This is a genomic window from Paraburkholderia sp. MM5496-R1 (assembly GCF_050436205.1).
Lineage (GTDB): Bacteria > Pseudomonadota > Gammaproteobacteria > Burkholderiales > Burkholderiaceae > Paraburkholderia > Paraburkholderia tuberum.
On the sequence record NZ_JBNDLT010000001.1, the window covers coordinates 39,622 to 51,369 of the forward strand.

Consider the following 11,748-nt stretch of genomic DNA (forward strand, 5'->3'; position numbering starts at 1 on the left):
CGCCTCTCGAATCGAGTTCATCGTGCACCTCCTGGCCAGGCCATAGCCAACTTCCGAAGTGCGCTGACATCCACCTTCGCATAAACGCTCGTGGACTGCGGGCTACGATGGCGAAGAACCTGGCCGATCTCCGGGAACGACGCACCGAGTTGCAACATGCGAACAGCCAAGGCGTGCCGGAACTGGTGCGAGCCGCGGTGCGGCGCGTCGACTTTGGCGCGATTGAGCGCGTGGCGCACAATCGTGCCGATACCGTCCGACCCTTCCATCAGCCCGCGTATCGGTGCCAGGGATCGAAGGAAGAGGTGCCGATCTGGACTGGCAGGACGCCCGCGCTCGAGATAGGCGGCGATCGCCTCGCCCACGTCGGCGGTCAATGGCAGGAGACTCTCGCGGCCACCCTTGCCACGCACACGCAATTGAGCGCAGTCCCAGTCGACGTCGTCCAGCGTCAACCTGACGATCTCGCAGGCTCGAAGTCCCAGTCTTGCCAGAAGCAGCAGCACGGCTCGATCGCGTCGGCCCACCGCGCTCCGGCGGTCGCAGCTGTCGATTGCGCGCTGCGCGTGCTCGGCTGCAATGGCTCTGGGGATGGGAGGTGTGCTTGCCCAACTGGCTACCGCTGGCACGCTTGCAGCAAATCCCGCGGTAACCTCGCCGCGAAACTGGGCGTAACGAAGGAAGGACCGCAGTGCCGTGACAACGTTCTTCAGGGCGGCTGGCGCCATGCGCTTTGCCTCGCTCTTAACGAAAGCGCTGGCGTCGGTCACGCGAACGTCCCGCAAGCAGACTTCTCCCTGGCCGAACCGCCACACCAGAAATTTGCGTGTCCACCTTGCATAGGACTCAACGGTCACAACGGCCAAACCCTGATCGCGTTTTAAGGATTGCGCAAACCCCTCGACAACGTCGTCAGCGGCAATAGCGTGCGTTTGAGCGACACGACACACACCGCGATCGCGCAAGAAACGCGTCAACAGTTTCAATGCGTGCAGTTCCCGGCGTCTCGTCTCGAAGCATCGCGATCGACGTCGCGAACGAACGCGCTGATATGCGAAACGCCCGTTCGCGGGACCCGAGGCGGTGCTCGCCTACCTGTCACGCTACACGCATCGCGTGGCCATCTCCAACCAGCGGCTCGTTGCGCTCGATGAGCGCAGCGTCACCTTCCGCTGGAAGGACTATCGCGCGAAGGGGCGCACCCGCTACAAGACCATGACCCTGGGCCCTCACGAGTTCATGCGCCGCTTTATATGAACGCGTCCCGTTTGCAACAGTTTTCGTGTGTTCAGACAGACAGGATGGGCTGCAGCTTTATATCCGGCCTTGTTGCAGCCGGTATTGCTGCTGCGGGCCTCTATGAAATACGCTGACTCGCACCTCATTTCCTGCGCGAGCTCGAAGCTCGACGGCGCATTCAGGTTTAGCGAGTCCCGGTCCTACCTGGTTTGTCATCACACTCGATTGCTGCGCAACCTTTCGACGTTCACCCTGTGTTAACCGTTGATCTTCTGCTTCGCGTGAACCATTCAGACGGGCTTCACGCTCACGTAGGCCTTCTGGTACGGCTGGTCATGGGCCAGCACAGCCCAGATCGTCCGCGCCATCTTGTTCGCCAATGCAACGACCACCACATTCTTTGGTCGCCGCTTCATCATCTGCTCGACCCACTCGCCGGGCTCCTTTGCGTGCTCTATTACGCTACGCGCGCCGTGGATCAGCAGTGTCCGTAAATAGGTGTCGCCTCTCTTGCTGATCCCGTGCAGGTTCACTTTTCCGCCCGAGCCGGTCTGCTTCGGCACGATGCCAACCCATGCGGCAAACTCCCGCCCCGAACTGAATGCTTTCGGATCACCCATCATTGAGACGGCTGCCGTTGCCGTCAGCAGCCCGACGCCGCAAATTTCGCTAACCGCTTTCACCGCCTTGTCGTCCTTCTTCCACTCGCGCATCCGGCGCTCGATCTCGGCAACCTGTTCGTCCAGCTTCGCCAGTCCATTCCACCGCTCGCGAAACGTATCGATCAGCACGGCAGGCAGGCGCTCCGCGATCCGTTCGAGCACGACCGGTATCTCTTTGTTCAGCTTGTTCCGGCCCTTGCTCATGATCTCTCCATATTCCATCAGCAGTCCACGCAGGTTGTTGATCTGCATCGTGCGAAATTTGATCAGCTGCTGCCGCATACGGTGTAGCGCCAGCATCGCCTGCTGTATCTCGGTCTTCACCGCGACGGCCTTGCCGGGTTGCTGCACAGCCATCCAGATTGCACGGGCGTCTGCCGCATCGTTCTTGTTGCGGATGTTGAACGCCTTCACAAACTTCGCCGGCATCAGCTTTACCACGTGACCCATGTTCGTAAGTTGCCGGGCCCAGTGGTGCGATCCGCCGCACGCCTCCATGCCGATCAGGCACGGAGCCCGGTTCGCGAAGTACTCGAGAAACTTTGCCCGCTTGATCGGCTTGTTCACGATTTCTCCGGTTTCCTGATCGACGTAGTGGACCTGAAACACCGACTTTGCAATGTCAATCCCAACTGGCGTAAGCTTCACGACGGATCCTCCGGTTTGCCTGGAAACTTCGTATTTTCCACGTAGGCACATCGGCCTGTGAGGATCCAGCTTCCTTTGCGCTCATATACTCGGGTGGGACGCGTTCATTTCATTTTCTGCTGCATGTGCTGCCCGGCGGCTTCCACCGCATCCGCCACTATGGCCTGCTGGCCAATCCCGTGCGCCGGGAGAATCTCGCGAAGGTGCGTGGGCTGTTGCACGTCGTGCCCGCAGCCAGCACGCAACCCGACGACACCGGTCCCGCTCTGCGTCCTGCCTTCATCTGCCGGCACTGCGGCGCGCCGATGATCGTCATCGAGGTCCTCCAGCGCAGCGCACCGATCCGCGCACCACCCGTACAGCGAGCCGCAGCATGAGCACAGGTGTTTCGAGACGTTCAAGGCGATCGTCGGCTCTCCGGCAACGGGACCCGATAGCGGACGCTTGCGTCTCTTACACGGACCACGCGGCTGTGCGCCCGGCCTCCCGTCACCAACGCGCGCCGGACAGCCTCCCCAACGTGCATCCCGTCGACATCAACCCGCTTTGCCCCAGCGCCGCGTCAGTCCAACACCGCACGCGACCTCTTCAATCCCCATAGCGCTAAAGGTTCCGGCCGCGCCGGAACACTCCGCGGTTTCCTCCCTCGGGGTTTGTACGACGCCTGCCCGCATGCGCCTGTGGCGTGCGCTCATATCCGTGGTCGAGGGCAGGCATCCTACAAACCTAAACAACAGCGGCCAATCGCTCAAGTGCACTAATGGCCATTCGAGTGTCGGCTCCAGTCAGCTTTCCGCCATCTAGTTCGAATCCCCAAGGCTTCCCTGGCAGGAAGTATCCGTCGGCAATTTGATTCGCCGCGTTGCCTTCCTGGCATCGTTGCCAGGCCGACGTGTCAGGATGGCGCTCGTAATGAGGTGAACGAGATGATCCGCTCGTGGCGCGAATGAGGGTTGGTCGACCGCCCAGCCGAGAGCCGTTATCAGGGCGAACAGGTCGTCCCCATTCATATCGGCGCGTGCCGTTCCCTCGCCCTGAGCACGGAGTAGTAGGCGCGCGCCTGCTGAGTGCACCGCTGCGCACGAAGCATAAAGCGCGGAATCCGGGTTCGTGTGGGCTGCCGCCATCATGGCGACAACACCCCTGTAGCTTTGGGTGAATACCACCAATTCCCGAAACCAGATGAGAAGTGCTTCGTCAGCCGAAGTCGATGTTTCGAGCTCGGCTGCCTTCTGCGTCAGTGCATCCAGATGGGTGCACAGCAACGCTTCGAATAGGGCTTCTCGTGTCGGGAAATGACGAAGCAGTGTGGCCAACCCGACGCCAGCCCGGCGAGCAATATCGCGCATCGATGCGTCGGCACCATGCTCGGTGACGACGTCACGCGCGATTGTGAGGATCTGGCTGCGATTTTTTTGAGCGTCGGCTCGCATAGGGATGTTGACAAGTGGATCGGTGATCCATATAGTGTTTATGTGGATCGGTGATCCATATCATACAGCGCTGTATGGCATTTCTCCAGCAACTCCAATGAAAGAGCACATGAAATGAACAGACTGAATGGAAAGACCGCCGTGGTCACCGGCGGCGCTACCGGCATCGGCCTTGCCGCGGCAAAGCGCTTCATCGAGGAAGGCGCGTTCGTCTTCATCTTCGGCCGCCGGCAGGAAGCACTCGATGCGGCTTTGGCCGACCTCGGGCCTAATGCCCGCGCGGTGAAAGGCTCTGTCTCCAATCTGGCCGACCTCGACCGACTCTACGCGGCGGTGAAGGCCGAGCGCGGAACCCTCGACATCGTCTTCGCCAATGCCGGGGCGGGAAGCCAGCTTCCGCTCGGCAAGATCACATCCGAGCACATTGACGAAATCTTCGATACCAACGTAAAGGGTTCGATCTTCACGGTCCAGAAGGCGCTGCCGCTGATGGGTGCGGGCGGTTCGATCATCCTGACCGGATCGAGCGCCGGCACCACGGGCGCCCCGGCATTCAGCGCCTACAGCGCGAGCAAGGCGGCAGTGCGCAACCTCGCGCGGACCTGGGCGGAGGATCTGAAGGGCACCGGCATCCGGGTAAATGTGCTGTCGCCCGGGCCGACGGCGACCGAACTCGCGAAGGAAGCGCTGGGCGAGGAAGGCGTGAAGGCCTTCGGCTCGATGACTCCGCTCCAGCGCATGGCCGATCCGGCGGAGATCGGGGCGGTGGCCGCCTTCCTCGCGTCGCAGGACAGCAGCTTCATGACCGCCAGCGAGGTCGCTGTTGACGGCGGCCTGGCGCAAATCTGACGCGCCACGCCCGGCCGGTCACTCCAGTGATCCGGTTATGCGCACATCCACTGAGGAAAATAAAATGGAACGATCCCTTAAAGGAAAAACCGCTCTCGTTACCGGGGCATCGCGGGGCATTGGCCGCGCCATTGCCGAACGTCTTGCAAAGGATGGTGCGACGGTCGCGCTGACTTACAACGCCAGCAAATCCGGCGCAGACGAAGCGGTCGCGACCATCGAGAAAGCGGGAGGCACTGCGTTCGCGATCCACGCGGACCTCGTTGACCCGGCGACAGTCCCGGCCTTGTTTGAGAGACTCGATGACGAGTTCACCAAGCGGAAGGGAAGCAAAGCTCTCGATATCCTGGTTAACAACGCCGGCAATTCCGGCTGGGTTGGCTTCAAGGACGCGACGCCGGAGAGTTGGGACACCCTGATCGCGGTCTACGCCCGCGCGCCCTTCTTCATCGTTCAGGCCGCTCTGGATCGTCTCACAGATGGTGGACGCATCATCAACATCTCATCCGCTGCCGCCACGAAGCCCGTAACAGCCGCGCCTGTCTATTCGATGGCCAAAGCGGCCATCAACAACCTCACCCATGCGCTCGCGTCCGAGTTGGGGCCGCGCGGAATTACCGCGAACGCCGTAGCGCCGGGCTACACGCGAACAGACGTGAACGCCGCCATCCGGGAGAATCCCGAACTCGTCAAGGCGGTCGAGGCCGAAATCGCGCTGGGACGCTTTGGCGAGCCTTCGGAAATCGCCGCCGTCGTGGCGTTTCTGGCCTCCGATGACGGCCACTGGGTGACCGGTCAGACGATTGAAGCGAGCGGCGGCTACAAGCTCTGATCGCGCCGCAAAAACCAAAGGAGAACATATGAGCTACGCAATCATCGGCTTCGGCAAGATCGGCTACGCGCTTGCCAAGGCGTTTGCCCGCAGCGGTATCGAAGTATCCGTTGCAACCACGCGCGACCCGGAAAGCTTTGCGTCCGATGCCGCCGCGATCGGACCCGGAATCATTCCCAAAACCCTGGCGGAAGCCCTCAAGGCAGACACCATCTTTTTAGCTGTCCGTTTCGAGTCGCACCCGGAGGTCGCGAAAGCGCTGCCGAACTGGAAAGGAAAGACCATCATCGACGCGATGAACACGTTAGCCCCGCTTGAGGAACTGGACGGTCTCCCGTCGTCAGTTTTCGTCGCGAAGGCGTTCACCGGAGCCAGGCTGGTGAAAGGCTTCAACCATTTGGTCGCTGCCGTCCTTGACCAGGACCCGGCCGTACACGGTGGCAGGAGAGTCGTGTTCCTGGCGAGCGACGATGACGGCGCCGCAGCGGAGGTTGGTGCGCTTGCGGAAAAACTCGGTTTCGCGCCAATCAACCTCGGCGGGCTTTCGGAAGGTGGACTGCTTGTACACGCGCGCGGAAATAGCTGGGGTCAACTGATATTCAAGGATCTCGTCAAGTTCAAATAGCGGCGCGTCACGACAAAGTCACAGCGGCCACGCGCATCGCCAAACGCATGCGGCGATCTGATCGAGATTCAGTTAGTGATTCTGAGCGAATGCATCATTGCCGCTAACGACCCACCGGCCCCGAGCGCCCGTAACGGAAGACGTGATGCGAACGAATGTCCGTTCGGAATTGGAAAGCGGTCGTTGTTGACATGGTGACGCGGATGACGGCTCGGGGTCGATTTGCGACAGATCGTTCTGTCGCTACCGTGCCTGTTTTCCGTTTTCTGAAGCGTCCCCCAGGCAGATGTCGTCCAACCACGGTATTGCCTTGAGGGGCGGCGTCGGCGTCCACCGCCTGCAGCACAAAGCATCGGCGTTGAAAGCCATACTGGCACGGAGCAGGCCTGCGCAGTCACTGACGCGAGTTGAACAATCGTAAAAGGTAAGCGCTAGTTATCGGCTGGCGTCTCCACCAATTTCCCGATCAGGCGCAGCAGTTCGGTATGCTCCGGCCCTTTGCCATCTCGAACGAGGAAGTCGCCAATTGAGATGTCGGACGGCCGGCCACCTGACGAGAGGTTTGGCTCATGTCGGACGAAAACCCGGCCAGAGTCGTATTCGTGGACGAGCGACCAACGGTCTCCGTTCGCGCTCCTGTAAAGCTCTCGCGCCTTTTGAGTCATGGCCCCTCCTATTCGGGCTAAGCATACAACGGCCGGGACGTCGCTGACAGGGTGTCAACGTGGTTTTAGCGATCGAATCGATCACGGCGATGATGCCGCGACATACGCGATCTTCGGTCCGCCCTTTCGGTCAACCGGCCGGAACTCGACCTTATGGAACGTATCGACCAGGCGTGCGTTGTCTTGCCTGGAAGTCAGTCGGCGCAAATAAAAGAACGCGTCGCAGTGATCCAGTTCCCGGTGGCGTTGTTTCGCGCAAGGGGAGGGGCGGCAAATGCCGGATGCTGTTCATCAAGTGGCGCCCCCCATGAGACTCGACAGACGGCACGCAACGGCTGAGCCTGAGGCCCCGGCAATCTTGAGTGTCGCCCTGGAAAGGGACATCGAGCTTGGTCAGTCAGGCGCTGTGAGCCAGCATGCATCGCGCGCCATTCCGCCAATCACCGCTGCGCACCGATCCTGCGAATTTCGCTGGTTTCACCAATCCACTCGCGTCAAAATGTGGAATGCGCCGCTCTCGCGATGCGTCTGCCAGCTTTCGCGCAACCGGCTACTGCATCGATCGGGACAAGCCATCCGGAGCGAGGAAAACGACCGTGCAGAGCGCGATTCGGCGGCATTGCCTGCCCGTTACCGCGCTGGCGACCTGTCTCGCGTTGGCAGCCGTCAGTACGGGTCTGACTGGGCTGCAGTTCACTTTACAGTGAAGGCGCCACGGCGGGTGCCGGTATCGCCGGGGCGGCCGTCGCCGGCACGGTCACCAGCAACGCGGCCGTTGCCACCGGCATCGGCCTCGGCGCAGTGGCCGCTGCCCGAGCCGGCGTGCAGTACTCGGAACGCGTGATGCACGCGTATACGCAGGCGCAGATTGCGACCGCGGCGGGACCGCTCGCGGTCGGCGCCGTGGCACCCTGGTTCACCAGGCACAGCGTACCGATCGAGCCAGACGAAAAAGGCCGCGTGACTGTGAGCCGGGTGATCAGTACCGGTATGCTCGACTGCAAGGAAATTGTCTTTTCTGCCGATACCGATGCGAAGAAGGATCAGCCCGCGACCAGTTCGTTCTACGTCGCTGCGGTGTGCCGTGATGGTGATGACTGGAAATGGGCCTCGGCGGAACCGGCCACGGCACGCTGGGGTGCGCTGCAATGAAGCGCCGCTTTAATGCGATGCTTGCGGCCGGCGTTGTGGCGAGTTTGACGGTAATGATGAGTGGCTGCGCGTCGGTCGGCGCGGTGGCCGGTGCGGTCGCCGCGGTATCGACAGGCGCCGTCACCAGCAATCCTGCCATCGGCATCGGCGTGGGCATCGCAGTGCAGGCCGCCGCCGACGAAGCCGTCAGGCGCGTGATGAAGTCGCTGCACGGCGACCAGCAGATGGCGATCGCGGCCACGGCGGGTGAATTGCCGGTCGGCGCAACGAAGCCGTAGCGGGTCAAACACGTGCTGCCGCTCGAAAATGGTCACGGCGAGGTCCGCGTGCTGCGCGAGTTCGATAGCGCGCTGGCGACCTGTCGCGAGTTTGCATTTTCGGTCATTGCTGGCGAGAAGCCCGGTGCGCCCGCTGCCTGGTTTGTCGCGTCAATCTGTAAGGATCAGGACGGTTGGAAGTGGGCTTCGGCCGAGCCGGCGGTCGGGCGATGGGGCACCTTGCAGTAAAGTCCAGTCGGAACGCGCGCGCAATCGCCACATCGAATACGGCTGGCGTTACGGATTGCTCTGTCGCACCAAGGCGTTACTGTAAGGTAAGATCCGGTGGCCGGAAAATGCTGGCGACCCCCATGGCCAGGACGACGAAGACCGCGCAGGACGTTGCCCCCTGGCGTCGCCCAGGTGCTGAAGCGACTGCACTGTCCACATGATGTGATTTTGATGTGCGTGTGGTGGTCTGTTCGAGGATACTGCGCTTGCCGCCGCTTGCCGCCGCTTGCCGCCGCTTGCCCGGCAACAGGTGGAAGGGTACGAGGCTAATGTTCGCGCGGAGATCCGCCAAGCTGGGCATCGATCGCGCGCCTGGCGAGGTCTATCGCATCGCTGACTGCGGCCGCTACGCTGAGCAATGAGCGGTAGTGCTCCCAGGTATGCGGCCGCCCTTGCGGTCGATTTCGCCACGCCGCGACATCTGCTCCACCAGCAACGTAACGGTCGACCCGCCGTCGCAGTCCTCTCGCGCGCTGACCGTGATAATGTAGCCTCGGTCCACCTGTTGCTCTTCCATGGCCAACTCCAGACAACAAATGCAAGGTTATTCAGCGATGCCGGCGAGGTCTTCGATGTCGTTTTCAATACGTCCTCGCGCTTCAACCGCCGCTTCCTCCGTAGTCTTTGCGATCAGTGGGAAAATCAGTCCGTTCCCTTTGAATTCGCCGGCGAAATGGACCCATGCCACGTAAGAACATACGCCGGATTCCAGCCGACAGATATTCAGAACTACATCATAGGTACGCTGCAGTCCCTGTCGACGTACGTATTGAAATTTGTACACCTCGGTATCAGGCATGACGACCTCTTCCGCACCTTAAGCCTTAAGGGTAGGCGGCCACGTAGCGACGAAGATCTGCGCTCGTCGCTCGGCATAGCGCGGCTTCCTCCGGTCATACGAGGTTACGCCCTTCCGTATAGGTTGCGAAGACACGCTCAGTTCGATAGGCCCTTTCTCGTACATATCGATGTCCGGACACTACGTGCACGGATCGCGGCAACGCGCGTTGCCGCACGCACTTACGCGGACGCGCGACTCTTCAGCGCGCCGCACCATTACGTTGACCGGCCCGCTCGGCAACGGTGCACTAGCGTCACTTGATCGGCGACGCGGCGATTGGGTTCGTCCGTACCCGGCCAGTTTCCGACACTCGCTTGCGAACGCACACGGACGCTCGAGCGGCCGCTCAGTGTCGGCGCCAACGACCTTCGACGTCTCGATTTCTTCTGCATCCAATCTACCTTCGAAGCATCAAAGCCCCACCGTTCTCGGCGCTCACGCCAACCGCGTCGCGCAGCAATCCAGACCCGACGCTGCGCGACGGTCCAGTCGGTCGTTACAGGTTTTGCGGGAACAAGGCGCGACGGGCACCCTCGTTCATCTCGGTGCTGAGGGTCATGCGTTGCTTCAGTGCGATGACCCGCGCCGCCGCCGGACGTGCAGAGATCTCATCGACCAGGCGCTGCACGTGCGGATAGTCGGTCAATCCACGCTCGCCAAAGATGTAGCCTGCCGAACAGGCCCAGCCCCACAGCGCGATATCGGCAATCGAGTATGTGCTGCCGGCCAGGTAAGGCACTTTCGCCAGACGCTGATCGAACACGCCGTAGTGCCGCTCGACCTCCTTGAAGTAGCGATTGCGGGCATAAGGCAGCGGTTCCGGCGCGTAGTGCAGAAAGTGCACGGCCTGGCCGCTGAACGGCGACAGCCCCGTCGCGACGAGCTGCAGCCAGGACAGTGCGGCCGCACGCCCGGCCGGATCCGTCGGCATGAAAGCACCGTGCTTTTCTGTCAGATGCAGCAGAATCGCGTGCGAATCGAACACCGTGATGCCGTCATCGACCAGGGCCGGCACCTTGCCGTTCGGATTGATCTCAAGAAATTCCGGCTGATGCTGCTCGCCGCGGAAAATATCGACGACCTCGATATCGAACGGCAGCTGCAGCTCCTCGAGCATCAGGGCGACCTTGCTGCCGTTCGGCGTGGGATGAAAATAAAGTGTCGGCATAGTGTTTCCTTTGGATCGAATTATTCAGAATTGCTGCAAAACGAATTGATCGATCTGCGGCGAGCCCGGCTTGAACAGCGTGTCGATTCGCGAATTGAGCACGTGCGTCTTGCCGTTTTCCGTCACGGCCGCAGTCGGCATCGAGCGCTCGCTCTTCTGTACACGCTCAATGGTGGCGGTTCGCCAGCCGTCGGTGGAGACGAGTTCGACCGTGCGATCGATGCCCTCGTTCTGCACCACGACCAGGTGCTGCGAATCCACCAGATCGAATCCGTCCGCGCCTTTCAGTGCTTCGGGCAACGTGATCTGCTCGATCCTCGACGGTTCATGAATATCGATCTTGAATAGCGCGCCAGAGTTGTAGTTGCCGATGATCAGATAGCGGTCCGGGTGCATTGCGATCCCGTTCAGGTTGAAGCCCTCGCCGGTGTAAAAACGCGGATCCCGGGCCCATGCCGACATCTGCCCATGCGTGTCGATGCGGTAGACGGTCGGTGCAAAGCTGTCGGTCACATAGACGTTGCCATCGGCGTCGACCGCCAGATCGTTGGCCAGATGCGCGCCCGGATTGATCGACGACAGATCGTAGTAGGCGCGTGGCTCACCGGTAGTCGCGTCGTAAGTCGCGATGGCCGCAAGTTTGCCCTTCGTGGCCGCATTGGTGTGCTCGCCGACACCCGGGTCCGAGTTGGTGACCCAAAGCGTGTTGCGGCGATCATCGACGAACAGACCCAGCGTCGAGATCAGACGGTCGTCATGGATGAATTCCGAGTAATGACCATCGGGCGTGATCTTGCCCACGGTACCGTGCCGCACCGAGCCCACCATGAAAACATGTTGACGGGCCGACCAGGTGATGCTCTCCGGAAAGGCCTGCGGGGCCGTGAACGTGATGTCTGCCGCGCTGGAGAGATTCGGTGCGAGCAAGGCAGCCGCGAGCGTCATGCCACTGATAAGTTGTGCTGGACGCTTGCGATGTTTTGGCGTTGTCATAGAGGTTCTCCTGTTTTCGGCACCAGGCCGGTGATGTGACGGGAGGGATTGTGCTTTTGCTGTATTCCCTAAACAATTAGCGCCAATGCAACC

The 11,748-nt window shown here is 61.2% G+C and carries 10 protein-coding genes and 4 pseudogenes; 7 read left to right on the forward strand and 7 right to left on the reverse strand.

Annotated elements, in window-relative coordinates; translation table 11 throughout:
* Positions 1–17: 17 nt before the first annotated feature.
* Complete coding sequence (locus OKW38_RS00190) at positions 18–986, reverse strand: site-specific integrase (RefSeq protein ID WP_429333739.1); 969 nt, start codon at positions 984–986, stop codon at positions 18–20.
* A 64-nt stretch (positions 987–1,050) separates the two neighbouring features.
* On the opposite strand from OKW38_RS00190, the pseudogene OKW38_RS00195 reads away from it, so the two are divergent.
* Positions 1,051–1,254, forward strand: a pseudogene (locus tag OKW38_RS00195) (transposase); the annotation flags it as partial.
* Positions 1,255–1,529: 275 nt separating this feature from the next.
* Here the strand turns inward: OKW38_RS00195 and OKW38_RS00200 are convergent.
* Complete coding sequence (locus tag OKW38_RS00200) at positions 1,530–2,549, reverse strand: IS110 family transposase (RefSeq protein ID WP_429359434.1); 1,020 nt, start codon at positions 2,547–2,549, stop codon at positions 1,530–1,532.
* A 113-nt stretch (positions 2,550–2,662) separates the two neighbouring features.
* On the opposite strand from OKW38_RS00200, the pseudogene OKW38_RS00205 reads away from it, so the two are divergent.
* Positions 2,663–2,926: pseudogene (locus OKW38_RS00205) on the forward strand (transposase); the annotation flags it as partial.
* Between the two features lie 423 nt (positions 2,927–3,349).
* Here OKW38_RS00205 and OKW38_RS00210 read toward each other — a convergent pair.
* Positions 3,350–3,982: a TetR/AcrR family transcriptional regulator gene (locus OKW38_RS00210; protein WP_429333752.1), complete on the reverse strand. Its 633-nt coding sequence runs from the start codon at positions 3,980–3,982 to the stop codon at positions 3,350–3,352.
* Between the two features lie 114 nt (positions 3,983–4,096).
* On the opposite strand from OKW38_RS00210, the gene OKW38_RS00215 reads away from it, so the two are divergent.
* From OKW38_RS00215 to OKW38_RS00225, 3 genes are all read left to right on the forward strand, one after another.
* Positions 4,097–4,831 carry an SDR family NAD(P)-dependent oxidoreductase gene (locus OKW38_RS00215; RefSeq protein ID WP_120294484.1) on the forward strand — a complete coding sequence of 245 codons (735 nt, stop codon included), beginning with the start codon at positions 4,097–4,099 and terminating at the stop codon, positions 4,829–4,831.
* A gap of 64 nt (positions 4,832–4,895) precedes the next feature.
* Positions 4,896–5,663, forward strand: a complete 768-nt coding sequence (locus tag OKW38_RS00220; protein ID WP_429333753.1) for an SDR family NAD(P)-dependent oxidoreductase — start codon at positions 4,896–4,898, stop codon at positions 5,661–5,663.
* Between the two features lie 28 nt (positions 5,664–5,691).
* A complete protein-coding gene (locus tag OKW38_RS00225; RefSeq protein WP_429359436.1) occupies positions 5,692–6,288 on the forward strand; it encodes an NADPH-dependent F420 reductase in 597 nt (198 codons plus the stop codon).
* Positions 6,289–6,719: 431 nt separating this feature from the next.
* Here OKW38_RS00225 and OKW38_RS00230 read toward each other — a convergent pair whose 3' ends face one another.
* Entirely contained in the window at positions 6,720–6,953 is a 234-nt protein-coding gene (locus OKW38_RS00230; protein ID WP_429359438.1) for a hypothetical protein, read from the reverse strand.
* Positions 6,954–7,637: 684 nt separating this feature from the next.
* On the opposite strand from OKW38_RS00230, the pseudogene OKW38_RS00235 reads away from it, so the two are divergent.
* Positions 7,638–8,105, forward strand: a pseudogene (locus tag OKW38_RS00235) (hypothetical protein); the annotation flags it as partial.
* A pseudogene (locus OKW38_RS00240) lies at positions 8,102–8,611 on the forward strand (hypothetical protein). The pseudogenes OKW38_RS00235 and OKW38_RS00240, both read left to right, overlap by 4 nt.
* 586 nt (positions 8,612–9,197) lie before the next feature.
* On the opposite strand, the gene OKW38_RS00245 reads toward OKW38_RS00240, so the two are convergent.
* From OKW38_RS00245 to OKW38_RS00255, 3 genes are all read right to left on the reverse strand, one after another.
* Entirely contained in the window at positions 9,198–9,452 is a 255-nt protein-coding gene (locus OKW38_RS00245; RefSeq protein WP_429333754.1) for a hypothetical protein, read from the reverse strand.
* Positions 9,453–9,990: 538 nt separating this feature from the next.
* Positions 9,991–10,662 (reverse strand): glutathione S-transferase family protein, encoded by a 672-nt coding sequence (locus OKW38_RS00250; protein ID WP_429359439.1) that lies wholly within the window; start codon positions 10,660–10,662, stop codon positions 9,991–9,993.
* A gap of 24 nt (positions 10,663–10,686) precedes the next feature.
* On the reverse strand, positions 10,687–11,655 hold the full coding sequence (locus OKW38_RS00255) for an SMP-30/gluconolactonase/LRE family protein (protein WP_429359441.1): 969 nt from the start codon (positions 11,653–11,655) through the stop codon (positions 10,687–10,689).
* Between the last annotated feature and the right edge of the window lie 93 nt (positions 11,656–11,748).